The organism is Microcoleus sp. PH2017_28_MFU_U_A, assembly GCF_020738035.1.
GTDB lineage: Bacteria > Cyanobacteriota > Cyanobacteriia > Cyanobacteriales > Microcoleaceae > Microcoleus.
Map to the genome: position 1 here is coordinate 47,623 of NZ_JAEQCX010000025.1, position 26,040 is coordinate 73,662.

22 protein-coding genes and 1 pseudogene are annotated in these 26,040 nt (G+C 44.7%); 10 read left to right on the forward strand and 13 right to left on the reverse strand.

Annotated features, from left to right (window positions below; genetic code table 11):
• Positions 1-195: 195 nt before the first annotated feature.
• The 4 genes from gyrB to JGK14_RS02350 all read left to right on the forward strand — a co-directional run bounded on the left by gyrB (position 196) and on the right by JGK14_RS02350 (position 6,823).
• Positions 196-3,441, forward strand: a complete 3,246-nt coding sequence (gyrB, locus tag JGK14_RS02335; protein WP_293184901.1) for a DNA topoisomerase (ATP-hydrolyzing) subunit B — start codon at positions 196-198, stop codon at positions 3,439-3,441.
• Between the two features lie 269 nt (positions 3,442-3,710).
• A complete protein-coding gene (locus tag JGK14_RS02340; protein WP_293190508.1) occupies positions 3,711-4,427 on the forward strand; it encodes a biliverdin-producing heme oxygenase in 717 nt (238 codons plus the stop codon).
• Between the two features lie 355 nt (positions 4,428-4,782).
• Positions 4,783-5,460 (forward strand): response regulator transcription factor, encoded by a 678-nt coding sequence (locus JGK14_RS02345; RefSeq protein ID WP_293212699.1) that lies wholly within the window; start codon positions 4,783-4,785, stop codon positions 5,458-5,460.
• Entirely contained in the window at positions 5,426-6,823 is a 1,398-nt protein-coding gene (locus JGK14_RS02350) for an ATP-binding protein (RefSeq protein ID WP_293206171.1), read from the forward strand. Before JGK14_RS02345 ends, JGK14_RS02350 begins: the two co-directional genes overlap by 35 nt.
• 22 nt (positions 6,824-6,845) lie before the next feature.
• Here the strand turns inward: JGK14_RS02350 and JGK14_RS02355 are convergent, their stop codons facing one another.
• The gene (locus JGK14_RS02355; protein ID WP_293212697.1) at positions 6,846-7,223 is read right to left on the reverse strand and encodes a hypothetical protein; all 378 of its coding nucleotides are present in this window, start codon (positions 7,221-7,223) and stop codon (positions 6,846-6,848) included.
• Positions 7,224-7,496: 273 nt separating this feature from the next.
• Between JGK14_RS02355 and JGK14_RS02360 the strand changes: the two genes are divergently transcribed.
• The 4 genes from JGK14_RS02360 (at position 7,497) to JGK14_RS02375 (ending at position 11,392) form a co-directional block, all read left to right on the forward strand.
• Positions 7,497-8,168, forward strand: coding sequence for a Fe2+-dependent dioxygenase (locus tag JGK14_RS02360; protein ID WP_293212695.1), 672 nt, complete (start codon positions 7,497-7,499; stop codon positions 8,166-8,168).
• 204 nt (positions 8,169-8,372) lie between these two features.
• Complete coding sequence (locus JGK14_RS02365; protein ID WP_325314721.1) at positions 8,373-9,248, forward strand: calcium-binding protein; 876 nt, start codon at positions 8,373-8,375, stop codon at positions 9,246-9,248.
• Between the two features lie 194 nt (positions 9,249-9,442).
• On the forward strand, positions 9,443-10,027 hold the full coding sequence (locus JGK14_RS02370; protein WP_325314722.1) for a PepSY domain-containing protein: 585 nt from the start codon (positions 9,443-9,445) through the stop codon (positions 10,025-10,027).
• Positions 10,028-10,144: 117 nt separating this feature from the next.
• Positions 10,145-11,392 carry an adenylate/guanylate cyclase domain-containing protein gene (locus JGK14_RS02375; RefSeq protein ID WP_293187168.1) on the forward strand — a complete coding sequence of 416 codons (1,248 nt, stop codon included), beginning with the start codon at positions 10,145-10,147 and terminating at the stop codon, positions 11,390-11,392.
• 28 nt (positions 11,393-11,420) lie between these two features.
• Here JGK14_RS02375 and JGK14_RS33950 read toward each other — a convergent pair whose 3' ends face one another.
• The 5 genes and pseudogenes from JGK14_RS33950 to mfd all read right to left on the reverse strand — a co-directional run bounded on the left by JGK14_RS33950 (position 11,421) and on the right by mfd (position 16,618).
• The gene (locus tag JGK14_RS33950) at positions 11,421-11,582 is read right to left on the reverse strand and encodes a pentapeptide repeat-containing protein (RefSeq protein WP_442921420.1); all 162 of its coding nucleotides are present in this window, start codon (positions 11,580-11,582) and stop codon (positions 11,421-11,423) included.
• A 15-nt stretch (positions 11,583-11,597) separates the two neighbouring features.
• A pseudogene (locus tag JGK14_RS33955) lies at positions 11,598-11,672 on the reverse strand (hypothetical protein); the annotation flags it as partial.
• A gap of 109 nt (positions 11,673-11,781) precedes the next feature.
• The gene (locus tag JGK14_RS02385) at positions 11,782-12,063 is read right to left on the reverse strand and encodes a pentapeptide repeat-containing protein (protein ID WP_325314724.1); all 282 of its coding nucleotides are present in this window, start codon (positions 12,061-12,063) and stop codon (positions 11,782-11,784) included.
• A 208-nt stretch (positions 12,064-12,271) separates the two neighbouring features.
• Positions 12,272-12,937: an S-layer homology domain-containing protein gene (locus tag JGK14_RS02390; protein WP_293186565.1), complete on the reverse strand. Its 666-nt coding sequence runs from the start codon at positions 12,935-12,937 to the stop codon at positions 12,272-12,274.
• A 120-nt stretch (positions 12,938-13,057) separates the two neighbouring features.
• Positions 13,058-16,618, reverse strand: a complete 3,561-nt coding sequence (gene mfd / locus JGK14_RS02395; RefSeq protein WP_293218088.1) for a transcription-repair coupling factor — start codon at positions 16,616-16,618, stop codon at positions 13,058-13,060.
• A gap of 298 nt (positions 16,619-16,916) precedes the next feature.
• Here mfd and JGK14_RS02400 point away from each other — a divergent pair, with 298 nt between their 5' ends.
• The gene (locus JGK14_RS02400) at positions 16,917-18,248 is read left to right on the forward strand and encodes a hemolysin family protein (RefSeq protein WP_293186567.1); all 1,332 of its coding nucleotides are present in this window, start codon (positions 16,917-16,919) and stop codon (positions 18,246-18,248) included.
• Between the two features lie 276 nt (positions 18,249-18,524).
• Here JGK14_RS02400 and JGK14_RS02405 read toward each other — a convergent pair whose 3' ends face one another.
• From JGK14_RS02405 to JGK14_RS02430, 6 genes are all read right to left on the reverse strand, one after another.
• Positions 18,525-19,856, reverse strand: a complete 1,332-nt coding sequence (locus tag JGK14_RS02405; protein WP_293212691.1) for a hypothetical protein — start codon at positions 19,854-19,856, stop codon at positions 18,525-18,527.
• 6 nt (positions 19,857-19,862) lie between these two features.
• Positions 19,863-21,185, reverse strand: a complete 1,323-nt coding sequence (locus JGK14_RS02410; RefSeq protein WP_293190516.1) for a hypothetical protein — start codon at positions 21,183-21,185, stop codon at positions 19,863-19,865.
• Between the two features lie 19 nt (positions 21,186-21,204).
• A complete protein-coding gene (locus JGK14_RS02415; protein WP_293212687.1) occupies positions 21,205-22,431 on the reverse strand; it encodes an SGNH/GDSL hydrolase family protein in 1,227 nt (408 codons plus the stop codon).
• A gap of 4 nt (positions 22,432-22,435) precedes the next feature.
• Positions 22,436-22,600 carry a DUF5989 family protein gene (locus JGK14_RS02420; RefSeq protein ID WP_190734603.1) on the reverse strand — a complete coding sequence of 55 codons (165 nt, stop codon included), beginning with the start codon at positions 22,598-22,600 and terminating at the stop codon, positions 22,436-22,438.
• Positions 22,601-23,008, reverse strand: coding sequence for an SxtJ family membrane protein (locus tag JGK14_RS02425; protein WP_293186575.1), 408 nt, complete (start codon positions 23,006-23,008; stop codon positions 22,601-22,603).
• Positions 23,009-23,140: 132 nt separating this feature from the next.
• Positions 23,141-25,114 (reverse strand): carbamoyltransferase family protein, encoded by a 1,974-nt coding sequence (locus JGK14_RS02430; RefSeq protein WP_325314723.1) that lies wholly within the window; start codon positions 25,112-25,114, stop codon positions 23,141-23,143.
• Here JGK14_RS02430 and JGK14_RS02435 point away from each other — a divergent pair.
• Positions 25,107-25,232: a hypothetical protein gene (locus tag JGK14_RS02435; RefSeq protein WP_293150229.1), complete on the forward strand. Its 126-nt coding sequence runs from the start codon at positions 25,107-25,109 to the stop codon at positions 25,230-25,232. The two genes, JGK14_RS02430 and JGK14_RS02435, sit on opposite strands and share 8 nt — an antisense overlap.
• A 50-nt stretch (positions 25,233-25,282) precedes the next feature.
• Here the strand turns inward: JGK14_RS02435 and JGK14_RS02440 are convergent, their stop codons facing one another.
• A complete protein-coding gene (locus JGK14_RS02440; protein ID WP_293186578.1) occupies positions 25,283-25,768 on the reverse strand; it encodes a hypothetical protein in 486 nt (161 codons plus the stop codon).
• Positions 25,769-26,040: the final 272 nt, after the last annotated feature.

The window sequence follows — 26,040 nt, forward strand, 5'->3', positions numbered from 1 at the left end:
TCTGGCTTCACTCATTCACCGCCCTGGGTGGGAAATCGCGAAGCAATCTCAAAACTCTTCCCCTCCGTCCCCCCGATAAATTTCCATTCAGAAAGCCCTAGCATCGCCATTAACGGTTTTGTGCTATAATTTTAGGAGTTTTCCCATTTTAGAAGCTTTTGGGGCTTTAGGCCTCATTATTGGAGCTATTTTTGTATGACCAGCAGCTACAGCGCCGACCAGATTCAAGTTCTCGAAGGTCTCGAAGCAGTCCGCAAACGACCGGGGATGTACATCGGTACCACCGGCCCGCGAGGACTCCACCATCTAGTTTACGAGGTTGTGGACAATTCCATCGATGAGGCGCTGGCTGGCCACTGCACTCACATCGAGGTTGACTTCAACGCCGACGGTTCAGTCACTGTCACAGATGACGGCCGCGGTATTCCTACCGGGATCGTTGCCAAGACTGGCAAATCGGGAATCGAAACAGTAATGACTGTACTGCACGCCGGCGGTAAGTTTGGCGGTGGCGGTTACAAAGTTTCTGGAGGTTTGCACGGTGTAGGTATTTCCGTGGTTAACGCGCTTTCCGAGTGGGTAGAGGTTACTGTTTGGCGCGACCAAAAAGAACATTTGCAGCGCTACGAAAGAGGCTTTCCCGTCAGCGAACTTGTGGCCAAGCCCTGCAAAGGAAATCGCACCGGTACTTCAGTTAGTTTCCTTCCAGACACTCAGATATTTAGCACTGGGATTGAGTTTGATTACGCTACGGTTTCTGGACGTTTGCGAGAGTTGGCTTATCTGAATGCGGGTGCGAAAATTACTTTTGGCGATCGTCGCTTGGAATTGCTCAAAAGTAGCGAACCGCGCGTCGAAACCTATTGTTACGAAGGTGGCATCAAGGAATATGTCATGTACATGAACCGCGAGAAGCAGCCACTGCACGAAGAGGTGATCTACGTACAAGGAGAACGCAACAACGTGTATGTAGAAGTGTCTTTGCAGTGGTGCGTCGATGCTTTTAGCGACAACGTTCTGGGTTTTGCCAACAACATTCGGACGATCGACGGCGGTACACACTTAGAAGGCTTAAAGGCTGTTTTGACGCGGACGATGAACTCGATCGCCCGCAAGCGCAACAAAATCAAAGAACACGAGCCCAACCTCGCCGGCGAAAACGTCCGCGAAGGTTTAACAGCCGTGATTTCGGTCAAAGTTCCAGACCCAGAATTTGAAGGCCAAACTAAAACAAAGCTAGGAAATACCGAAGTCAGAGGAATTGTTGATTCCCTCGTAGGCGAAGTATTAACCGAATATTTGGAATTTCGGCCCCAAGTAGCAGACGCTATTTTGGAAAAAGCAATTCAGGCATTTAAAGCCGCAGAAGCCGCCCGTCGTGCCCGCGATTTAGTCCGCCGAAAATCCGTCCTAGAATCGTCTCCTTTGCCCGGAAAATTAGCGGACTGTAGCTCCAGAGACCCCGCCCTGTCTGAGATATACCTGGTCGAGGGCGATTCAGCCGGCGGCTGTTTTCTCTCTTCAGAGAAAATATTATTAGCTGATGGCACAACAAAAACCTTCAAAGAGATAGTTGACGAACAAGCAGAAGGTAAAGAACACTTTTGCTACACCATTCGCGAGAGTGGAAACATCGGGTTTGAGCGGATAACCAACGCTCGCATGACTAAAGCAAATGCTGAGGTTATCAAATTGACATTAGACAATGGGGAGACAATTACTTGTACTCCAGATCATCGGTTCATGTTGCGGGATGGCACTTACAAAGCAGCAGCCATGCTGACACCGGACGATTCCTTAATGCCTCTCAACCGCCAGTTGTCGAAAAAGAACCAAAACGGGCAGGGACTTAACGGTTACGAAATGGTTTGGAATCCCAGCAGTGACAAGTGGATTTACAGTCATTTGTTATCGGATTTCTACAACCTGAAACATGAGGTTTATCAAGCATCTGACGGCAATCACCGCCACCATGTTGATTTCAACAAACTCAACAACAATCCGACCAATATTCAGCGGCTACCTGCTCAGGAACACTTGGCTTTACACCGCGCCAACCTTGAGAAAACATTGCACAGGCCGGATGTCATTGAAAAGAGCCGTCAAGCTCACATGACTGATGAATTTCGGGCGATGATGAAAGAGCGGATGCAGCAGCCTGAAACCAGGCAAATTCTCTCAGAACAGGCAAAGGCTCAGTGGGAAGATGAAGAGTATAAAGCTTACATGACTAGCAAGTGGCGTGAGTTTTACGACACTAATGAAGCTTATCGCGAGCAAAATAATGAATTGCTCAACCAAGCCCAACAAGAGTATTGGAGTTCCGAAGAAAACCGCTTAGCTCAGTCTCAACGGGTTCGCAATCATTTTGCTAACAATCCTGAAGCGCGGGAGGCTAATTCACAATTGGCCAAAGAACAGTGGCAAAATCAGGATTTGTTGGACTGGCGACGGGAGAAAACTAAGGAACAGTGGACACCGGAGTTTCGCCGCCAACGCAAAGCAGCTTTGGACGAAACTTATTACCGCAAAACTCTGGAAGCATTGAAGACTGTTCAGATGAAAATGGGCTGGATTGATGTAGATTATTACAATTCTTATCGCCGCCTGAAGAATGATAAGTCTTTGTTGAAGTACGAGACTTTTTGTAAGCGCTACTTTAATGGTGAAGAATTATATGCTCGCCAAGCGGTTCGTAATTACAACCACCGTGTTGTGAAGATTGAAGCTGTAGAGGAACGGCACGATGTTTATGACATCGAAGTGCCTAACAGCCACAACTTTGCACTAGGTGCGGGAGTTTTTGTACACAACAGCGCGAAGCAAGGGCGCGATCGACAATTCCAAGCAATTCTGCCTTTGCGCGGTAAAATTCTCAACATCGAGAAAACCGACGACGCCAAAATCTACAAAAATAACGAAATTCAGTCGTTAATTACAGCCCTGGGTTTGGGTATCAAAGGCGAAGAATTCGACCCCGGTCAATTGCGGTATCACCACATAGTGATCATGACTGACGCTGACGTAGATGGGGCCCACATCCGCACGCTGTTGCTGACTTTCTTCTACCGCTACCAGCGCGCACTTGTAGAACAAGGTTACATCTATATTGCTTGTCCTCCTCTGTATAAAGTGGAACGGGGACGCAATCACTACTACTGTTACAGCGATCGCGAAATGAACAATCTCGTCCGCAACGAATTCCCCGCCAATGCGAACTACACTATCCAGCGGTTCAAAGGTTTGGGCGAAATGATGCCCACGCAGTTGTGGGATACCACGATGAACCCGGAAACTCGGACGCTAAAACGGGTGGAGATTGAAGACGCTGCTGAAGCCGATCGCATCTTTACCATCTTAATGGGCGATCGGGTCGCCCCCCGCCGCGAATTCATCGAAACCTACGGCCCCAAACTCAACCTCCTCGACTTGGACATCTAAGTTAGTTGACAGTTGACAGTTGACAGTTGCTGGCGAGGATGAGTCATTAGTCATTAGTTAGTGGCTGATGACTACTGCTTTCCTGTCAACTGCTTTCCTGTCAACTGCTTTCCTGTCAACTGACTACTGCTTTCCGGCCAACTGCAACTTTTGTTATAAAAATTAATACAATCTCTCATCAAATTGCTTTAAGGTAAATGCTTAGGTAAATTTTAGATTTTTGGCGCATCCATCAGCTACCACAAAAATAGAAGGTTGGACAATATAGCATGAGCATCAATTTAGCAACAAAATTGCGTGAGGGAACAAAAAAATCTCACACAATGGCAGAAAACGTTGGTTTTGTCAAATGCTTTTTAAAAGGCGTTGTAGAAAAAACTTCTTACCGGAAGTTAGTAGGAAACCTGTACTTTGTCTACTCGGCAATGGAAGAGGAAATGGAACGCCAAAAGCAGCATCCGGTTGTTTCAAAAATTTACTTTTCTGAGTTAAATCGCAAACAAAGTTTAGAGCAAGATTTATTCTACTACTACGGCGCCAATTGGCGGGAACAAATATCCCCGTCACCAGCAGCTAAAGCTTACGTGCAGCGGATTCATGAAATCTCGGCTACCGCACCAGAACTGTTAGTAGCTCAGTCTTACACTCGCTACCTAGGCGACTTGTCCGGCGGACAAATCCTCAAGGGAATTGCTCAGCGCGGCATGAATCTTACCGAGGGAGAAGGCACTGCTTTCTACGAATTCCAGGATATTCCTGATGAAAAAGAGTTCAAAGCTAACTACCGTCAGGCAATGAATGAATTGCCGATTAACGAAGCTACAGCAGAGCGCATTGTTGACGAAGCTAATGCAGCTTTTGGCATGAACATGAAGATGTTTATGGAGTTAGAAGGCAATTTGATTAAAGCTGTCGGTCAGATGCTGTTCAATACCCTGACGCGGAAGCGCGGCGCAGCCAGTACCGAATTGGCTACTGCTGATTAGTCAATACCCATTGGCAATAATTTGAGCCTCGTTTAAGAGGAAAACATTAAATCCTGGGGGTTTGATGGCTGCTTTTACAGTCACCAAAGCTCCGGGATTTTGCATGGCGGGCGATCGACTTTTTGACTCATATCATTTCCGGTTGCATCGGAATTAATATTAACCCGAAATCAGGACACGGCAGTGCAGTCTCCCAATTCATAACGGTAGGGAAACGGCACGTGCAGTCTCCTCTATATCATTCCGGCGCAGCCGAAATTGATCTGAAGTGTTTGTTGACACTAAGGTTTAATCATTCCGAAAAAAAACTATGCGATATCACAATCAACAATCAACAATATTTTAGCAGTAAACTATGAAAATTCTGTTAGTAGAAGATGACTATCGCATTGCCCAAGCATTAGCAGAAGCCCTCACCGACCAACATTATGCCGTAGACATAGCCGCCGACGGTCAAGAAGGTTGGAACTTTGCAGAAACTTTTACCTATGACTTAATTCTGCTAGATGTGATGCTGCCAAAAATAGATGGAATTACCCTATGTCAGGGCTTGCGCCGACAAGGTTTAAAAACCCCCGTGCTCATGCTAACAGCCAGAGACACCAGCAATGATAAAGTCATAGGACTAGATGCCGGAGCTGATGATTATGTCGTTAAACCCTTCGATTTGCCAGAATTAGCAGCAAGAATTAGAGCCTTACTGCGGCGGGGAAGTACAACTTTGCCACCAGTATTAGAGTGGGAAAATCTGCGTTTAAACCCGAATACCTGCGAAGTTACTTATCGCGATAATTTGCTTAATTTTACACCAAAGGAGTACAGTTTGCTAGAATTATTCCTGCGAACAGGAGGGCGCGTTTTAACACGGAGTGCTATCCTAGACCATATATGGGCTTTTGAAGACTCGCCAGGAGAAGAAACCGTAAAAGTTCATCTCCGGGGTTTGCGACAAAAACTGAAAGCAGCAGGCGCACCAGCTAATTTTATTGAGACTATTTATGGCATGGGTTATCGGCTCAACCAAAACCTCTAATCCCCAATTTCAATCTTTGGGATGGCGTTTATTGCTATCTTACTTAACAGTGATGGTAGCTATTTTAGGAACTTCTGCTATTGCTGTTTATGAATTATTTGCCAGCAGTCTGTATCAAGAATTAGACCAGCGATTGGAGGTTTTGGCTCAAGCAGCTTCTCACAGTTTAGTTGCGATCGAAAAGCAGCACCTTTCTGAACATCCAGAAAAAAAAGGCGATCTATCTCATCAACAAAGTGAACAGCGCAATGATGACTTTCAGATTGAACTCGATCGCGAAAAAGTAACGCGCCAGTTAGACAAAGACGGAGACTTAGACATTCCCTGGCAAAATCTGCGGGAACCAGATCAATCTGTAGAATGGTTTAATGAAGCAGGTAAAATGTTAGGAAATTCCGGCAAAACTTTACCGCCTGTAACGATAAAATCGGGTTTCCAAACCATACAAAACGGGCAAATTCGGTCGGCAACAATTCCAGTTTACATTTCTTATGATGATAAAAAGCAAGAATTAAAAGGTTATATTCGCACCAGCGAATCTACTAAAGAAGTCGAAGAAGTTCTCAGCAGACTCCGCTGGAATTTGGGTTATGGGAGTATTATTTTCCTGAGCTTGACTGCGGTTGGTGGTTTGTGGCTGACTAAGCAATCTCTCAAGCCAATTGAGGATAGTTTTCAGCAGTTAAAACAATTCACTGCTGATGCTTCTCACGAGTTGAGAAGTCCGCTGACGGCGATTAAAACTTCAGTGGAAGTGATGCAGAGTCATCCTGAGAGAATTCATGCAGCGGATGTTAAGAAAATGGTGGCGATCGCCTCTGCGACTAAACAGATGACTCAGTTAGTTGAAGACTTACTTTTATTAACTAGAATGGATGCACCAGCAGCCACGATCGCCCGCGAGTGGATAGCGGTTCCGTTAGACGAACTATTAGAGGATTTGCTAGATTTGTGGGAACTGCAAGCTCAAGAAAAGCAAGTTATTCTCAAGTCAAATTTAGCCATTGATACGTCTGTAATGGGAGATGCTGCACAGCTAACTCGTTTGTTTTCCAACTTGCTCGGAAACGCAATTCATTACACACCAGCGGGCGGAATTGTGACTGTTTCTCTGAGCAGACAGAACCGATCGACAATTGTTAGTGTAGAGGATACTGGCATCGGCATTGCTCCAGAAGATGTCAAGTTAGTTTTCGACAGATTTTGGAGAGCAGATCGAGCGAGAAATCGCCGTGCAGGGGGTTTGGGGATGGGATTGGCGATCGCCCAAGCAATTGTCCAAAGCCACCGAGGAGAAATTAGCGTTACCAGTCAGCTAGGAGTAGGTAGCTGTTTTCAAGTAAAATTCTCCTCAGTAGCTTAAGAGTTGATATTAATAGAAAACCTTAACTCTTCTTCCCAGATTCTCCTTGTTCACCGCTTTCTCCTTGTTCACCTTTTTCTCCACTTTCCCCGCCCCTCGAAGCTGTCATTGTGACATTACTATCTGTCAAGTAAAGTTCAGAAGTGAAACTACTTTTTTTCCGGGGTTTTGGTTTTTTTCCTTCGCCGCTTTCTCCTTGTTCGCCACCACTGCTACTCATTAAAACGATCGGTTTAACCGGCTTGCTGTTGCTCATCGATGAATTAGCAGCATTACTTAAAAGAGAAATAGGGGAAAATTGATTAACACTGCTATCATTCTGGGATGCGATCGCACTAGCAGCTACAGAGGTTAAAACGCAAGCTCCAATGCCGAGCCAAATCTTAGTTTTACTTTGCATCTTTCAAAAAGCCTTATTCTGGGTGATTATACCAAATCCGGGTTAAAAATCCCCTTTATTTCTTAGTCCGCGGAGGCGGACTTCGTTTGTGTAGTAGCGGTTTCAACCGCCGAATCATAGAGGAGATAAAAAGGCAGGATTTGGTATTACTCCTACTATCCCAGAAAAAAGTAAAGAACTCGGAAAGAACCAAAAACCTCTAAAAATTGTTTGCATAGACATTACCTTATTGCTACAATGCGAGTCCATTAGCAACCTGTAGGAGTGTCCCAAATGATTATCTGTATGGCCAATATTCTGAGTTCAGAGGAATTAGGATTAATTGTCGATCGCCTAAAAAATGCTGAATTTGTCGATGGGAAGTTAACAGCAGGTTGGTACGCCCAACAAGTAAAAAATAATGCTCAACTAAAAAATGATGCGGCTCCAACTCAGGAACTCATAAATTTAGTCAATCAAGCACTAAAACGCAATTCTTTATTCCAAATAGCGGCGCGCCCTAAAGCAATTCGTCCCATTATGTTTAGTCGCTATCAGGGAGGAATGTACTACGGGACACATATTGATAATGCGATTATGGGAGATGAAGAACTAATGCGATCGGATTTGTCTCTCACTCTATTTCTCAGCGATCCTGCAACTTATACGGGCGGGGAATTAGTGATTGAAAGTACCCAAGGCGAACAAGCTTTTAAACTTGATGCTGGTTCAATGGTTGTTTATCCTACTACAACTTTACATCGTGTGGAACCTGTAACGGAAGGTGAAAGACTAGCGGCGGTGACTTGGGTGCAGAGTTTAGTTCGGGATGCTCATAATCGAGAAATTCTCTTTGATTTGGATACGGTTCGCGATACCCTTTTTCAGAAGTCTGGAAAGACAGCGGAGTTTGACTTGCTATCAAAAAGCATTGCTAATTTGCTGCGAAAATGGGCTGATGTTTAGGTTGAGCAGGACTTACGCAAGAGACTAAGGGATTGGGGCAACCACGGGGATTGCCCCTAGATTCACACCAGATATGGATGTCGTGTGTCCAGGACTATTGAGGAGGTTTTGGAAGCGGATGAAATAAATTTTAGGTCTTTCCGAGTTCTTTACTTTGTTTTGTCACAGTAATTGTAAATGAGTTAAACAACCAGGATCTAAAAGATGAGCAACCAAACTAAAATTTGGACAGGTGTGGGACAGTCTTATGTGACACAAGACAATTCTATCGATGTCGATCGAGCATCATCGGAGAGATACCAACTCTCAATTAGCGAAAGTGGCGAAAGTGGCGAAAGTGGCGAAAGTGGGAACAGCAATTCTGGCTACGAAAGCGGGAATGACAGCCGTTACAACATTAGTAATAGCAATTCTGGCTACGAAAGTGGGAATGACAGCCGTTACAACATTAATAACAGCAATTCTGGCTACGAAAGCGGTGGTGAAAGCGGTTACGAGATGGGGTTTTCTGTCAATCAACCTGTTGCTTCTTCCAGTTATACCCCAGTTATAAACAGTTTGTCTATCAGCTCTCAGGGATACGAAAGCGGCGGTAATTTCTATCAGAATGAAATTAAAGGTACAGATGGTAACGACATCCTGACAGGAATTCCTGGCAATAATGTTGCTTTAAAAGGACGCAATGGCAATGATATTTTGAGCGGCAACAGCGGCAACGATAAACTAGAAGGAGGCAAGGGTCAAGACACGCTTGATGGCGGTGCAGGCAATGATATTCTCGAAGGAGGGAAGGGTCAAGATATTCTGACCGGCGGTATGGGTTCGGATTTATTTGAGCTGGAAGGGCGATCGGCTACAAATACTCTCGATATCGCTGATATCATCACGGACTTTCAAAAAGGCGCAGACATACTGAAGCTGAAAGATGGCTTAGGATTTTCTAACATTAATATCACTCAAGGAACAGAAATTTATGCTAGCGATACTCTGTTGAGGATAGCAGGCACTGGTCAATATTTGGCAGTCTTGAAAGGAGTTAATGCTGGAAATATTAACGCGACTAATTTCACTTATTCCTAATTGTAATACTGGCGCTAAAACCGTTTTTTTGCAACATGAATTACCCACTTTGACCAAAGAAACCGGGTTTTTTACCGAATCTGCGGGTGACAACGAAATATTTTCGCAAAAAAACCCGGTTTCTGCCTACCCGTGCGTCCAAGAATATCTGATTTGTAAACAACAAAACATCTAAAAAATAGGAGAATAAATAGATGGCTAGCGCTAATTTTCGCAAACTTCACCGCCAAGTTGCACCGATTATTTTTATCCCTTTACTATTGACTGCCATAACGGGAGTTGCCTATCGGCTGGGAGAAGATTGGTTAGGCATAGAAGGTGATGCTGCCGAGATTTTTATGAATATTCACCAAGGAAGCTATCTCGGAAAGGAACTCAGACCATTTTATGTGCTTTTGCTGGCTTTGGGAGTGATTGGGCTGATAGTCACTGGTTTGACGATGACCAAATTTTTTGGTGGCGCACGCCCTGAAAGACCAGGTGCTAAACTTGATTTTCGTAAGGTTCACCGTATTGCTACACCGATTATTGTCTTGCCTTTAGCAGTCAGTACAGTCACAGGTGTAATCTATCGAGTTGGCAAAAGTTGGTTTAAGATGCCGAAAGAGGTAGGAGAAGTTTTTCTGAATATCCACCAAGGAGAATATTTGGGAAATTTTTTGATGCCAATCTATGTGTTTTTGGTAGGTTTGGGTGTGATTTTTCTGCTGGTAACAGGAATCAATATGACTGGTATTTTTCGGAAACGCCGCCAGCAAACAACAGAGGAAGATAGCTAATAGATTTTTTTTTCGGGGAATGACTGATGAATATCGTGGTTTTAATTCTCTCTACAGTTGCATCTTTTTTGGGGAACTGCTATACAATAATTCTCTGGTCGCTGACCTTTAATTAAGATGAAAAATAGAAGTATTGAAACGGCAAAATCAAGTCTTAAGTCAAAAATTGTATGGAAAAGTCTGCTACAAGGAAGTCGCACCAGTACATTTTTTAGTGAAGTATTAAGTAACAGCGGTCATTTTTTAATTCTGAAGAGTTTATCAGACTTAATATTAGCTGGCTTCTTCAAATTTATCACAGACCCAACTGAATATTTACTAATAGTAGCAATGCTTGTTCAGGCTTGGTATCTGTCGAACTCGAAATGCCACCGTTTTTGGGGAAACCTGATCTGCGTTGGTATCTATACGCTGATTGATCTGCCGATAGACGGGCTAGATTTTTTCCAAAATCCTAGTCACGTTGTCTTTTGGTTATTTTCTCTGATGATTGCTACTTTGCAAGGATTGCGATTCCATTGGGCTAAGGGTATTGATGATTGGCTGATTCCACTGGAAAGTGTGGTACGGGCTCTGATGGTGGTAGCTTTTTATGTTGTGATTGGGATTAAGTCTCAATATTTAATTGCTAATTTAGAATTGATAGTGACATTTTCACGGACGGCAACGCACTGGTTTCTTACTTGGAGTATGGTATTTATCGGTTTGCTTTTGGGGTTGCAGTCGGTACAGATTTTCAAACAAAGAAAGCAGCTACAAAAAACAGATCAACTACTGGGAAACATGGCAGAATGGGGGATGGGAAGTCATGTAGTAGACACAGCGCTTAATAATCCAGCAGGTTTGGCTTTTCAAAAGTGCGATCGCACGATTTTATTTATGGATATTCGCGGTTTTACAAGTTGGTGCGAAAAAACTTCCCCTGAGACAGTTGCAGCGGTTATCAATGAATATTACCGTTGTGTTGAACCAGCCGCCGCCAAGTTTCAGCCTTTAAGAATAACTTTTACAGCCGATGAAATTATGGCGATTTATGCTACGCCACAGCAGGGAATTGCTGCGGCTAAATCTATGAGTAAAGCTGCTTTAGAAATGCTTGAATTATATGGAATTGGTGCGGGATGCGGAGTGCATTGCGGGAGCGTTATTGAAGGGCTATTTGGCGGTGCAGATGTTCGGACTTATACGGTGATTGGTGATGTTGTCAATACAGCAAAACGCTTAGAAAGTGCCACGCCTGGTGGTGCAATTACTATTTCTGATGCTGTTTATCAAGGGATGTCACAACGTCTAACGGTGGAACCTTGCGAACCGATAGTGGCGAAAGGTAAGACAGCAGCTTTAATTGCATGGTGGTTAATATAGCTAGCCGTCAGGAATGACGAATTTAATATTATTGATTTTTTCGACCATCGGACATGGTGGTTCCTGCCATACTTGCTCGATCGAGACTAGCACCATCCATGTTCGCATTGCGGAGGTTCGCATTAGAAAGATTGGCATCTCTCAAGTCGGAAAAGCGCAAGTCTGCACCGTCTAAATTAGTATTGGTCAAGTTAGCTTTCCTAAAATTACTATTGCTGATTCTCGCTCCTATTAAAACTGAGCCACTTAAATCAGTGCGTGCTAGGGTTAGTGTTGACAAAATCTGCTATAGCCTTTCTCAAAAAGATGAGGTATGACTGACAGCTTATATAACCGCTTAAACCAAGAGGGCTGAAGCCCAACAACATACCTCATCTTTCTGAGAACCGCTATATCTCGAAAGTACCTCCGCTGAGGTTAGCATCTGATAAGTCTGCTCCTGTAACGATCGGATTTTTTAAGGTGAGGTTAACTAATTTTACACCTCGGAGGTCGCAGCGGATGCAGCTTTTAGTTAGGAGCAGGGTTTCGACGTTGGCGTTGATTTGGTCAATTTCCTGTTGGGATACCTTTTCGGCAAATTCGGGTGAGACGTAACCGAGGTTTTTGGGGTCGTCTTTTTTGGGTGGTTGGGGAGTTTTTGGTTGCCCGATCGCACTTAGTTTTTTTATATTTTATCATATTTGTGTTCACATCTCAGTTAGGATTGCTATAAGCTGTTAGTCATTTAAATTTATTGCCTCAACCCCTTACAGTATGGGATCTGGCACACAAATAGTGCATTTTGAATGTCGAACAGCTTAGCAATTTTTAATTGAATGAGCTATGGCCTTCTCAATTACTAATTACCGATTCTCAGGCAAATGAAACTTACTATATTTACCTTCCCATCCCCCGATTTGGTGGCTCCTCGTTCGGGACAGGCAAAGAAGTTGGTCTTACCTGCCGCTCCAAATACTTGCTCAAAGCGTAAGCGATATTACCGCGAGTCATCGGCTTCAAAGGATTAATTGCATTAGTTCCGACTTCAAGATTCACAAACCCTTCATACAGTGCAGTAGCCATAGACTTTCTAGCCCAACTAGGAATTTCCCCTGCATCTGGATACCTAGCTAAAATCTCGGCAACGGTGGCGTCTGGAAACTGAAAAACCCCATAAGCTTGAGCAAAAATCGCCAAAGCCTCAGCGCGAGTCACCCTTTGATTTGGGAAAAACATTCCGTCGCGATATCCACTCATAGTTCCCGTTTTCAAAGCAGTTTGAATCGCACTGTAAGCCCAGTAGCTTTTAGGTACGTCGGGCAATTCCATATCCGGTTTCTGAGCTGTTTTCCGCCGTTCCAAACCAAAAGTTTTCAGTAAAATTACCGCCAAATCGGCGCGACTGATAATGCTTTCAGCATTAAAATTGCCGCTAGAATCTTTATTCATCAATCCTGCATTGACAACCCGGTCGATCGGGTCAATTATTTGTTGAGATTGAACCACCGTTGGCACTCCTTGCGCTAGCGCGATCGCAAAAAAAACACAGACTAACTTTTTCACGATTTTAATCCTTTGTGCTGCTCAAACAATTATTAAAGCAGCAGCAATATTTTCTCCGGTTCCATCGGTATGATTCTGAGATTTCGACCGCCGGCTAAATAGCGGGATTTCATATTAAAATCAAATCTTTGCTTCCGGCAAAGCGCCCTGCATTTTACCCAACCAATCAATCAAATTATCCAACTGCTTTTCGGCGCTCAAAACAGCCATTCCGCGAATAGTAACCTTCCCCTTGCTGTAGACAAAACGAGAATGTAGATGTTCGGGCAAATTAGCCTTGAGCAAATTCCAAGCAGGTTCCTCCATCGGCGTTTCCAAGACAATGTGCTGCTTATTTTCCGGTTTAATCCGAGAAAAACCGATTTGCTTGGCGATTTGTTTGAGTTCGACAACACGAATTAGTTGCTGCGCTGGTAGAGGAATCTGCCCGTAACGATCGCACCAATCGGCCCGAATCTGTTGCAACTCTTCGAGAGTATTCGCAGAAGCCACAGACCGATAAGCGCTCATCTTTTGATCCAGATCTCCAATATAATCGGCAGGAATAAACGCCGTCAAACTGAGGTCGATTTGTGCATCCTCAACCTTGGGAATTTCCTGACCCTTAATTTCGCGAATCGCCTCCTCTAACATTTCAGCATATAAATCAAAACCGATCGCCTCCATTTGACCAGACTGTTCCGTACCCAACACATCACCAGAGCCCCGAATTTCCATATCCCGGACAGCCAACTGATAGCCCGATCCCAACTGCGCGAACTCTTGAATTGCCCGCAGCCGCTGCCTTGCAGCATCCGACAGTTGGTTTTGCTTGGGATAAAACAGCCAAGCGTGAGCTTGAATCCCCGCGCGTCCCACCCGTCCCCGCAACTGGTACAACTGACCCAAACCAAACTTCTGCGCGTCCTCAATCAAGATTGTATTGACGCGCGGAATATCCAAACCCGACTCAATAATCGTAGTGCACACCAAAATATCAAACTCTGCCGCACTGAAAGTCAGCATGATCGATTCTAGTTCCGCAGCATCCATTTGACCGTGGGCGATCGCAATTCTCGCCCCCGGAACCATTAGCTGCAAAGTATCGGCCAACTCATCAATCCCCTCAATTCTGGGTACAACATAAAAAACCTGACCGCCCCTGTCCAACTCTTGACGAATTGCAGTCCGCACCACCTCCAAATCGTAGGGGGCCAAATGAGTCTGAATCGGGCGGCGGCTGGGCGGCGGAGTCGCAATCAAACTCATCTCCCGAATCCCGGATAGAGACATATACAACGTGCGGGGAATCGGAGTCGCCGTCAGAGTCAGGACATCTACCTCGGTTTTCAGAGATTTAATCGCTTCCTTTTGCTTCACCCCAAACCGTTGTTCTTCGTCCACCACCAACAAACCCAAATCCCGAAATTTAATCGCTTTACTCAAAACAGACTGAGTACCGACAATCACGTCTAACTCCCCAGTTGCTAGGCGTTTGTGAATTTCCCGGCGTTCAGTTTCTGTGCGGAAGCGATTGAGCAAACCAACTTCGATCGGATAAGGGGAAAAACGCTCTGAGAGCGTGTGATAGTGCTGTTGGGTCAAAATTGTCGTCGGCGCCAGCAAAGCCACCTGCTTGCCCGCTGTAATTGCCTTAAAAATAGCTCTCAGAGCAACTTCCGTCTTGCCGAAACCGACATCGCCGCAGACCAAGCGATCCATCGGTCGATCGCCCTCCATGTCGCGTTTCACATCCAGAGTAGCCTTCAACTGATCCGGCGTTGGTTGGTACGGGAAAGAATCCTCTAACTCTTGCTGCCAAGGCATATCAGGAGGAAAAGCATAACCCTGTTGCTTAGCTCTTTTTGCGTAAAGATTCAGCAAATCTACTGCTACTTTCTTAACAGCTTTGCGAACTTTTGCTTTAGTTTTTTCCCAAGTTTGACCAGTCAACTTGTTGAGATCCGGCACTTTATCGCCGACAGTCCGAAACCGCGACAGCGCACCCAATTGATCCGCCGCGACTCTCAGAGTACCGTCAGCGTATTGCAATACCAAATATTCGCGAGTTTCCCGATCGATCGTCAAGCGCTCCAACTTGAGAAACTTGCCCACTCCGTGCTGGCGGTGCACCACAAAATCCCCCGGACTGAGCTTGTTCGGGTCAACCTTTTTAGAAGCGGCGCGGCGGCGCTTGCGAACATAGCTAAATGTAGCGAGAGAATGCTGACCGTAGAATTCTCGATCGGTAATTAAAACAATCCGAAAAGTCGGCAGAATAAACCCTTCCAACTCTGCCAGCCCGCTGTACTTCAAAGCTACCGGAATGTGCTGCAACTGCAACTTGTCGATCGCCAAAAAATCGCGCGGATTCACCACAAACTGAGCCGGACAGTCGTGTTCCGACAGCAGAGAGACCGATCGACTCGGTTGAGCCGAAACCAGAAACACCGTAAAACCGCGATCGCGCTCTTCCCGGAGCATTTGAGACAGCTTCGCGAATTGGTGAGGCATCACCGGCACTGGCCTGCTGGACAAATTAACCGCAGGCGGTAGCTGCTCGCCCCCGGAGGAGCTTTTAATTTTTTGAGTAGTAGAATCTTCTGCTAATTCTGAAAGTTCTAGCCTGTCAAAAGCTGCGACATCTGCGATCGATTCCGCAAAAGTGCGGTGAATTTTCGGAACCTTCAGATTAGCAATTGGCAATCTTGGCGTTTCACCATCAACAACTTCTGATTCCCGATTGCAACTTTCCCATTGTTCCTGGGCATTTTCAAACCAGCGGTCGCTGTGGCCTTCACATCCTTGCGGTTCGTCAACTACAACTAAAGTATTTTCTGGCAAATAATCCAACAAACAAGCTGGTTTCTCGAAGGCTAAACCTAACAGCCTGCGGACATATTTTTCTGCTTCATTTTCTATATCAACAGAGTCTATTTGGTTTGTTTTGTCAAGATTATTTTCAGCTAAAACTGCCTTAATAATTGCGTTAAAGCTAGTAGGAGTTAAAACTAATCGATCGACCTTATCGAGCGATCGCTGGTTCGACGGATCGAACTCGCGCAGTTGATCCAAAGTATCCCCGAACCATTCCAGCCGTACCGGCAACTCCGCCGCCACCGGAAACACATCGACAATATCCCCCCGGCGACTCCACTGGCCCTCCGTTTCCACCAAAGTCACCCGATCGTACCCCATGGAGGCAAGTTGGCGGTCAAGTATCTTTGAGTCTTGAACTTCGCCTCGTTTCAGCGTCAGACAGTAGGGTTCAAAGGCACTTCTAGGCGGCAAGTGAGGCTGGAGAGCTCTTTCTGTAGCTACAATTGCGATCGGCTTTGAGGAATTGGCCGTTTTTTGTTCCCGATCCACCAAATCCGCCAGAACCTGCATTTGCCCCCAGGTCATTTCGTTCTCGTCGGAGTAAGATAGCTCGTAGGGCGAAGCTTCCGAAGTTGGGTAAAAATGTACGGTTTGCCAACCCATCGCCTCTAATTGAGCTACCCAGCGGCCGGCTTCTTCCAGAGTTGCTGTCACGGCTAATAGGTTTCGCCCCTCTTGTTGTGCGAGGGCGGAAGCTACTAAACCTTTTGGTAAGCGGGCGATACCGTTCAGTTGCAAACAGTGATGCCGTTTGAGCTTGTTGAGAAGTTCTGTGGCTAGGGGCGATCGCCCCAATGTCCGAATTATCGAAGAGAAAGTCATGGGCTGTTAGTTTTTATCCCGATGGGCGAAGGATCTTCCCCGCTGCCTAGTAAGTTCGATTGTACGACAAACATCTATCATTGTGCCGATCGGCTGTTGGCAGTTCAACTGTACTGCGGGTAGATTTCTACTAGAAGCCTTCTGTAAATATCTGGAACTTGCGATCGAAACGAGCCCGTTCCGTTAATCTAGGGACAGGTTGACAACAATTTCGATTTTTGCGATCGAGATTGGCAGCTTCCGGGCTTATGCTTTAAGCGGGCAGTGCGCTTCGCCTTTACTACCGATAAATTGAGAAATGTCCCCAAGTACCGACCTTCTGATTGTTCTCCTGCTAGTTTTGCTCAATGGCGTGTTTGTGATGTCAGAGATGGCCATCATCTCAGTACGGAAGGTGAGACTGCAACAGATGGCTAACCAGGGTTCGACGAATGCCCGTGTAGCTTTGGATCTGGCTAATGCCCCCAATCAGTTCTTGCCGACTGTTCAAATCGGAATTACGCTGCTGGCTATCCTGTCAGGCGCTTTCGGAGAAACCACAATTTCTAGAAGAGTAGAGCCTCTGTTGCGCTTGATACCGGCTTTAGCGCCCTATGCTCAGCCGATCGCCTCAGTCATCGCAGTTTTAACGATCACTTATCTGACCTTAATTATCGGCGAACTCGTGCCGAAGCGGTTGGCCCTCAACAACCCTGAGCCGATCGCCTCAAGCGTAGCAATTCCCATGCGAATGCTCTCCAAAATTGGTGCTCCTGCGGTTTATCTGTTAAGTTATTCCACTGACTTGGTGATGCGGCTGATGAGGATATCGCCCTCGACAGAACCGCAAGTTACAGAAGAAGAAATTAAAGTTTTAATAGAGCAAGGAACCGAGGCGGGAACCTTTGAAGAAGCCGAACAGGACATGGTAGAAAGAGTGTTCCGTTTAGGCGATCGGCGAGTCAGCGCTTTAATGACTCCCCGCCCCGATCTGACCTGGCTAGATTTGGACGATTCAGTTGAAGAAAACCGCCAAAAAATGCTTGGCAGCGGTCATTCCCGGTTTCCAGTTTGTCAGGGCGGGCTCGATAACGTTGTCGGTTTGGTACACGTTACCGATATGTTGTCTCGCACTTTAACAGGTCAACCCCTCGATTTAAGTGCTTCTTTGCGGAGACCTTTATTTGTACCCGAAAGTACGCGCGGTTTAAAAGTCTTAGAGCTTTTCAAGCAATCTAGCAATCAACTTGCCTTGGTAGTAGATGAATACGGTGTCATTCAAGGATTAGTGACAGTCAACGACATTTTAGTCGAATTAGTTGGCGACTTTCCCTCGATTGAAGATGCCGACGAACCGCAAGCCGTGCAGCGCGAAGATGGTTCTTGGCTGTTAGACGGAATGCTGCCGGTTGAGAATTTCTTTGAACTGTTTGGAATTGAAGAAGTCTCTTTAGAAAATAGGGGAAGTTACCACACAATGGGCGGTTTTGTGATTACAAATTTGGGTAAAATTCCGGCGGCGGCAGAGCATTTTGAATGGAACGGCTTGCGCGTCGAAGTCGTCGATATGGACGGAAACCGAGTTGATAAGATCTTGGTAATGCCGATCGAATCCACGGGCGATCGACCTAAAACCCAACCAAAAACCTAAAATCCATGTAATTTTAATCCATGGACATAATACCCGTAGGGGCGGGTTCACCAACCATCATCGCCGGAAACAAACAATCTCAAAAACCCGCCCCCACCCAACGATGAATCATCACCTACATTTAGAAATTAAATATAAATATCAGGTTGATGTGAATTATTCGTGAGAGTGGGGCGGGTTTTTATATATTGTTGGTTATCGTTATATCTTGTTGGTGAACCCGCCCCTACGAGCTCGCAAATTGTACAATCAATAATAAATCAACTGGACATAATATCACTTCTTATTTTTTCTTTCATCCTTCCGCAAAGCTTCCACAATAGAACTACCCACATAATTGCTAAAAATTACCTCTCCAGTTTTATTGTAATGACAGCAGCTATCTACATAAACAACATCTTTAGTCTTGTCGAACACCTTCACCCCATTCAAAATATTAATCTTATTTTTTTGTAAATTAGGAAACTTACCCAAAAGAGCCGGATATCCAATTTCCACAGCCTTAGCATAAGGAGTCTCTTTATTAAAAGCAATCCGCTTCTCGGCATCGCTAAACACCCTTTTTGTCTGATAATATTGATTCGGCTGGAGGACATGAAAATAAGGAACATTGCTAGCCGACAGCACTTTGTGCATAAAAATTGAACTTTTTGCCCAATTCCACGCCATTTGTTCAAAAGCTGCACCATCCTCTAAAACAGACTTATTTTTATTAATATACATCACACTACCCTCGTCATCTTGCTGAGTTTTGCTGCGTTCTTTTTCAAAGGCAATCACATCTCTTCGATAATTGTTGACTAAATTTTGAACGTACACAGAAGTCAAAGCATCGCACGCAGCTAAAGAGCAGTGTTGCAAACTTTCCAAACCCTCATTAATCTTAGTTTTATTTTCTTTGATTCTAATAGTTGCTTGCAAAGCCTTGGTAGAAAGGCTATTATTCGCCAAGCTAGTCAGCGGCGAAATGTGCTGAATGCTCGGCATCGCCAGATTAATCTGATTTTTATTGTTTAAATTAGAAAGTGCTACTTCATTAAAGCCATCTATATTGACTACTAGATCTAATTCTTGACCTAAGGCCAAAAAATAGTTTAAAATTAATAACTGTTGCGGCTGTTTGTAACCGCCTGTAGCAAAAGACAAAATTATAAATTCTTTGTCCTGTAAACCGGGAACCTGTTTTAGGTATTGAGGTAAAATTTTGTTTTGAATTTGAAATATAGAAAAATCTGAAGCCACGGAACCGCCAAAAATTCCGATCACAAATTGATTTTTTTTAAACTTTTTAAAAGGGTAATCGTAAGGAGAGATAAATCCGTAGTTGTTCACCTTAAAACCAGGTCGAAAATCAGCGCTGGGTTTTTGAATAAACCCAAAGAAAGGATGAAACCTTTCGACAATAGACTGATTCAGACGCACTCCTTCTAAATTAATTCCTAAAGCCGACTTATCTTGCGCCTTTTCTCTCGTATAGAAAAATTGCTTGTGCTTGACAAAATACCATCCCAAGGAACCGAGTTCTAGGAAAACAAGTAAAAGCGCCAAGTTTATCAAAGTAATTTTGAGGATTTCTTGGCCTTTGTTAATTAACTTGAAATCTTTCATAAATATTTATTTAGACTTTCTTACTACTTTAATGATGGAACTGGAAATATAGTTTGCCAATACTTCCTCTCCCACTGAATTATAGTGACAGCAAGCATCTTTGTAAACCGTATCTTTTGTATTGTCCAAAATATTTACGGCGCTAAACACATTCACCCCAGCTTTTTGCAAGTCATCAACTTTTGACAACAGCACCGGATAACCTTTGTTTACTCCTGCGATGTACGGGCTGTCTTTGCTGATGGCAATTTCCTTTTCCTTGGCGGTAAACACTCGTTTAGTTGGATAATACTGGTTGGGCTGGATAAAGTGAAAATATTTGATGTTTCTACTCGATAAAATTTGATTCATGCCGATCGACGATTCGTACCAAATCGAGGCCATTTTCTCAAAAGCAGCAGCCTCTTGCAATACAGACTCAGCTTTGGGAATGTAGACTATACCGCTATTTACGCTGTCTGAGTTGGATTGTTTGACTTGCGCGTCGTACTTGACAACGGCTTGCTGGTAATTGTTGACTAATTGTTTCACTCTCAGCGAGGTAACGGCGTGACACAAGGCAAGTTGACAATTTTGCAATTTGTCAATACCTGCTTTCAATTGTTTTTTGTTTTCGTTAATTTCGACGATGGAACTCATCACTTCCGGCGACACATTGCTTGCTAAACTTGTCAGCGGCTGTAGGTGCTGGACGCTGGGCATTCCTATTTCTAGTTGGGCTTTGTTGTTTAAATTTGACAGTGCTACTTCGTTAAAACCGTCAATATTGATGACTAAATCTAACTCTTGACCCAAAGCCAGAAAATAATTTAAAATCAATAATTGCTGGGGCTGTTTGTAGCCGCCGTTGCCAAAATTTAAAATGCGAATTTCGCGATCGGCAAATTCTGGATAACTCTGCAATTTTTTAGACAATCTTTGATTTATATACTCATCTACTGCAAAGTTGTTGGCGACTGAACCGCCAAAAACTCCGATAATAAATTGTTTTTTATTGGTTTTAATAAAGGGATATTCGTACAGGGAAAAAAACCCGTGTCTGTTGACTTTTAACTTTAATCTTTCATTGGTAAAAGCACCTTGTTTGAGAACGTAGCCAAAAAACGGATGTAGTCTTTCTACGATAGATTCATCTAGTCTAATGCCGATACGTTCAATATCTTCGACTACTTTTTCTTTGGCTTTGGTTCTGGTATAAAAAAACTGCTTTTGGTTGATAAAGTAAAAAGCTAGGGACAAAGCTTCCAGACAAATAAAGGCGATCGCCAAATTGACGGCGATTAAAGTTAATATATTTTTGCCTTTTTGGAGTGGCGTTGAATCTTTCATGAAATTTGACTGATTGCGGTTATTTTTTTGGTACTTGAGACTGTTGCAAATTTTCGCACAGATTTCTGTTGATCAGGATGCTGGCCAGTCGGTGTCCGAGTTCGTTCCAGTGACCCCCACAGGGTACAGAATTCTCAAAACCGTGGGCGCAAACTTGATATTTTTCTGTATAGCCTTTGAACTGTTCGGCTAAATTCAGTACCCGAAAACCCTCGCGCTCGCCCAATTTTTCCAGCCGCCTGTCGGGATAATATAAATCCTGAATGTTGTGCTTTGTCATCAAATCTTTTCGGACTTTGACATCCCCGAGAACTTGCATCGGATCGCCAATTGTCACAACCAAGAAATCAGCTTTTTTCTGCACGACTTCATTCCGCATTGTCACGATTAAACCCTCTGTCACCCTCCAGGCATCTTTCCAAACTGCATCCTGAGGTGGATTGAAGTTTTGGCTGCTCAAAGCGGTAAAATCTCCAGATAACTGCCGCTTTTTCCTATCTAAATCTACCTTTTTAATCACCTGCAAGATGCGGGAATTGTTGACCAAAAAACTGGGCATTCTATCTACAAAAGAAACTGCTCTTTCGTTGCGAGCGATCGGCGGCAGATTGCGAAAAGACATATCTGGTACTAACTTGCCGCTAGCATCGTACACAAAAAATGGTCGATAATGGTCGTATTCCAGTTGCGGGGAATTGTTAATTACATCATTGCCAATAAAAAATGCCAGGACTACAATATCAGGACTGTAATCCCATACTTTTTTCCGCAGCATCATCAATTCTTGAGCGGTACCGTAACCCTGAACGCCGAAATTGATGACCTCAACTTTTTTGCGTCCCTTAACGGCGCCGCAGTTACCTAGCTTTCGTTCTAATTTTGACCAGAAAGTTTGTTCGACTGGTACCTGAATTGCTTCGGTGAAAGAGTCGCCTAAAACTGCGACGCGCAAGGTATTGGGAGGTTTGGTTTTGGTGTGTTCGCGATCGCGCAAACCGTCACTATTCACCTGTACAAAACTTACACCTTCCCCATTCCACTCGCCGGACACACCGGGTTTGAGCTTCCAACCCAAATCGCGATCGGAAGTGTGGAAACGAGTTGGCGCGGAGTCTACAACATCTCCTATTTTTGGGTAGCCCTCAACTCTAGCAACTCGCAATCCAATTTCACCGATTACCACCCCCATTAATAAACCGCCGAGTGTCAAACCTAAATTGACACCCAAATTCTTCAACTTGCTCATTCTTTCAAAACAGGGTATAAATAAACGGAGCAATTACAGAACCCTGACTCAATACAATCAAAGCTCCTAAAAAGACTAAAGTCACAATTAATGGTAGCAACCAATATTTTTGGCGTTCCTTCATAAACGCCCACAAATCTTTGAGAAAGTCTAATGTTGATTCAAACACTTAGAAAGGACGCTCCATGCTAACTTTTGTTCTTGCTTTACTCGGGACGCGGTAAGTATCCATTTTGGGATTTAGTTTGCGCCGCATTGCATCTTCGCCAAATATGCCTTTGATAACTCCCATCGGCCAAATTATCAGGTAAAAAACTATCCCCAGCACGATCGGCGTTTCGATTTTGTTGAGGGTAAGTCCAAACCACATCCACCCGTGGTAAATGGGATTGAGCGATTTCGGCGCAGCCAATGCTAACACAATTAGCACTGCGCCGATCGCCCAGGGCCACCAAGGTATAGAATCGCGCCGCAGCAAAGGTACTGCTAAACCGAACAGCACTGCAATTAAGCCGCCAATTAGCAGGCCGAAATCGCGCAGGCCTTTTTTATCGAGTTTTTTTATTTCGTCGCTCATTAGAAATTGGGAATGGGGCATTGGGCATTGGGCATTGGGCATTGGGCATTAGGTATTAGGTATTAGTCATTTATCAGTCATTAACACCAACAAATCACAAATAACCAATAACAAATAACCAATAACTAATAACTAATCTAGTTCAAATTCATTTTTCCAAGCTTCGTCTTGTTTCCAAGGAATTTGTTCCGATTTAGGAATTAAGAAATTCTCTAAAACCAGATAATCCATTTCGGTTCGCATGAAACAGCGGTAAGCATCCTCAGGAGTGCAAACAATTGGTTCGCCTCGGACGTTGAATGAAGTATTTACTAAAATCGAACATCCCGATCGCTCTTCAAAATGACTGATTAAGTCATAGTACCGAGGATTGGTTTCTTTGTGAACGGTTTGGATGCGAGCCGAGTAATCGACGTGGGTAACAGACGGAATTTCCGATCGCGGAATGTTAAGCTTTTCAATGCCAAACAATTCTTGTTGTTCCGCTGTCATGGGAATGCGGAGACTGGCTTTGACTGGAGCAACCAATAGCATATAAGGGCTAGAATGGTCAATCTCGAAATAATCCGCAACTCGTTCGGCTAAGATTGACGGTGCAAAAGGTCGAAATGATTCCCGATATTTGATTTTCAGGTTCATCACGGATTGCATTTTAGCATTGCGGGGATCGCCAATAATCGATCGCCCGCCCAGAGCCCGCGGCCCAAATTCCATCCGCCCTTGGAACCATCCGACGACGTTTCCCTGTTCCAAAATTTCCGCCAACTGTGGCATCAATTCAGCATCGTCCAATCGGTGATAGCTGGCTTTGACAGCATCCAAATATTCCTGAATTTCTGTGTCAGTAAACCTTGGCCCCAAATACGAGCCGCGCATTTTGTCGTGACAAGTTAAATGAGCCACAGACTTCGCCACAGTCGCCACAGCTTGGTTTGTAGTAAGGACTTCAGTCCTTTCCTCCTCCTTCGTAGTAAGGACTTCAGTCCTCTCCTCCTTAATCTTATTTACTGCGAGTAGCTCATCAGCAACAGTACGAGTTTGTTCGCAATACTGATACCAAATCGCCAAAGCTGCGCCCAAAGCACCGCCAGCATCTCCTGCGGCAGGTTGAATCCAAATATCTTTGAAAATACCTTCCCGCAAGAGTCGGCCGTTAGCAACGCAGTTAAGAGCAACACCGCCGGCAAGACAAAGATAATCTACATCCAATTCTTTTTTAACTGTTCTGCACAGCCGCAAAACAACTTCTTCTGTAACAACTTGAATGGATGCTGCAATGTCCATTTCCCGCTGAGTTAATTTTCCTTCTGCTGTGCGCGGCGGCCCTTCAAAAAGTTCGTCAAACTTCTTGTTTGTCATGGTTAAGCCAACAGTGTAGTTGAAATAATCCATGTTCAAACGGAAAGTTCCGTCATCTTTTAGGTCGATTAAATAGTTGAGAATCTTGTCTACATATTTGGGTTCGCCGTAGGGCGCTAAACCCATGAGTTTGTATTCGCCAGAGTTGACTTTAAACCCGGTGTAATAGGTGAAAGCTGAATAAAGCAAACCCAAGGAGTGGGGAAAATCGATTTCCCACTGAGGTGTAAGTTGGTTTCCGTCTCCTAGCCAGACTGAGGTTGTTGCCCATTCGCCTACGCCGTCGAGGCACAAAACGGCGGCTTTTTGGAAGGGGCTGGGGAAAAATGCTGAGGCTGCGTGGGATTGGTGGTGTTCAGTAAATAGCAGAGATGGCAGTTTATTGCTTTTGCAGTTTGCCATTTCTGCGAGCTCTCTTTTGAGCATGGTTTTGAGGTAAAGCTTTTCTTTCAGCCAGATGGGCATGGCGGTGAGGAAAGAGCGAAAACCTTTGGGTGCGTAGGCTAGGTAAGTTTCTAGCAGGCGCTCAAATTTGACTAATGGTTTGTCGTAAAAGACTATGCGATCGAGTTCCCGCAATTCTATGTTCGCTTCTTTTAGGCAATAGGCGATCGCATTCTTGGGAAATCTGGCGTCGTGCTTTTTGCGGGAAAATCTTTCTTCCTGCGCTGCGGCGATAATTTCTCCATCGCGAATTAAGGCGGCGGCGCTGTCGTGGTAGTACGCCGAGATTCCAAGTATGTTCATCGCTCTCCTCACAAATCGCTATGCGCTCGTATCAGATGTATTTAGAATAGCTAACGATTATAGCTTTAGTGGTGCAGATTTGGAGTTGAGTTTTGCGATCGCCTCTAATTTTAGCTGAATTGATGCTGGTGGGCGGCTGAGGTCGATCGGCTCTTTGACAGCATCCAGCTAGCGCCGGCGAATCCTGCGCGCCCAAGCTCTGAAGTAAGTGCCCACCGGAAATTGATAAAATTCAGCTACCAACCACAGCACTATGCCTAAATGGGACAAAAAGGCTAAGCCCGTCCAAGCTGCGGGGAACCACGACAAACGGCTGCCGGGAACCGGAGGAAAATAGTAAGCTGAAAGTCCGAGCAAGGTGGTGGGAAGGAAGACTAGACCGATCGCGGCGGCAAAATAAGACCATCCGAATTCTGTGCCTTCGAGGTGCGCTCCTATCCATTTTTTGCCGTCCCAGTGCCATGTTACGGGCGGTTGGCGATCGGCCATTTTCAGCGATTGTCTTTCTTCGCTAGCGGTAAAAATGTGCTGGCAGAAGTTGCAACCGAGGGCTTCCATCATCGGCATGGTGGAAATTTGACCGGTGCGACAGACAGGGCAGGGATATGTATCTTGATGGTTGAAAGGTCGGGTTGATGGTTTGAGAGTCTGCATGGATCGGGTTGCTTGTCAAGATATTGAGCGATCTTAACAGAGTACAGATGAATAGGTGCGATCGTAAGGTATGTAGTTGCGCTTCAGCGCTCTTTCGTAGATTTTGCAAAAGAGTGCTAATCGGACTTAACTCCAAAATTAAGGTACGTAGTTGCGCTTGAGCGCTCTTTTGTAGATTTTGCAAAAGAGCGCTAATCGGACTTCAGTCCAAATCTTAAGGTACGTAGTTGCGCTTGAGCGCTCTTTCGGAGATTGTGGAAAAGAGCGCTTAA

What these genes read in the sequence shown, in the direction of transcription:
- gyrB (WP_293184901.1), top strand. Translation starts at nt 196, where the DNA reads ATGACCAGCAGCTACAGCGCCGACCAGATTCAAGTTCTCGAAGGTCTC.
- JGK14_RS02340 (WP_293190508.1), top strand. Translation starts at nt 3,711, where the DNA reads ATGAGCATCAATTTAGCAACAAAATTGCGTGAGGGAACAAAAAAATCT.
- JGK14_RS02345 (WP_293212699.1), top strand. Translation starts at nt 4,783, where the DNA reads ATGAAAATTCTGTTAGTAGAAGATGACTATCGCATTGCCCAAGCATTA.
- JGK14_RS02350 (WP_293206171.1), top strand. Translation starts at nt 5,426, where the DNA reads ATGGCATGGGTTATCGGCTCAACCAAAACCTCTAATCCCCAATTTCAA.
- JGK14_RS02355 (WP_293212697.1), bottom strand. Translation starts at nt 7,223, where the DNA reads ATGCAAAGTAAAACTAAGATTTGGCTCGGCATTGGAGCTTGCGTTTTA.
- JGK14_RS02360 (WP_293212695.1), top strand. Translation starts at nt 7,497, where the DNA reads ATGATTATCTGTATGGCCAATATTCTGAGTTCAGAGGAATTAGGATTA.
- JGK14_RS02365 (WP_325314721.1), top strand. Translation starts at nt 8,373, where the DNA reads ATGAGCAACCAAACTAAAATTTGGACAGGTGTGGGACAGTCTTATGTG.
- JGK14_RS02370 (WP_325314722.1), top strand. Translation starts at nt 9,443, where the DNA reads ATGGCTAGCGCTAATTTTCGCAAACTTCACCGCCAAGTTGCACCGATT.
- JGK14_RS02375 (WP_293187168.1), top strand. Translation starts at nt 10,145, where the DNA reads ATGAAAAATAGAAGTATTGAAACGGCAAAATCAAGTCTTAAGTCAAAA.
- mfd (WP_293218088.1), bottom strand. Translation starts at nt 16,618, where the DNA reads ATGACTTTCTCTTCGATAATTCGGACATTGGGGCGATCGCCCCTAGCC.
- JGK14_RS02400 (WP_293186567.1), top strand. Translation starts at nt 16,917, where the DNA reads ATGTCCCCAAGTACCGACCTTCTGATTGTTCTCCTGCTAGTTTTGCTC.
- JGK14_RS02405 (WP_293212691.1), bottom strand. Translation starts at nt 19,856, where the DNA reads ATGAAAGATTTCAAGTTAATTAACAAAGGCCAAGAAATCCTCAAAATT.
- JGK14_RS02410 (WP_293190516.1), bottom strand. Translation starts at nt 21,185, where the DNA reads ATGAAAGATTCAACGCCACTCCAAAAAGGCAAAAATATATTAACTTTA.
- JGK14_RS02415 (WP_293212687.1), bottom strand. Translation starts at nt 22,431, where the DNA reads ATGAGCAAGTTGAAGAATTTGGGTGTCAATTTAGGTTTGACACTCGGC.
- JGK14_RS02425 (WP_293186575.1), bottom strand. Translation starts at nt 23,008, where the DNA reads ATGAGCGACGAAATAAAAAAACTCGATAAAAAAGGCCTGCGCGATTTC.
- JGK14_RS02435 (WP_293150229.1), top strand. Translation starts at nt 25,107, where the DNA reads ATGTTCATCGCTCTCCTCACAAATCGCTATGCGCTCGTATCAGATGTA.
- JGK14_RS02430 (WP_325314723.1), bottom strand. Translation starts at nt 25,114, where the DNA reads ATGAACATACTTGGAATCTCGGCGTACTACCACGACAGCGCCGCCGCC.
- JGK14_RS02440 (WP_293186578.1), bottom strand. Translation starts at nt 25,768, where the DNA reads ATGCAGACTCTCAAACCATCAACCCGACCTTTCAACCATCAAGATACA.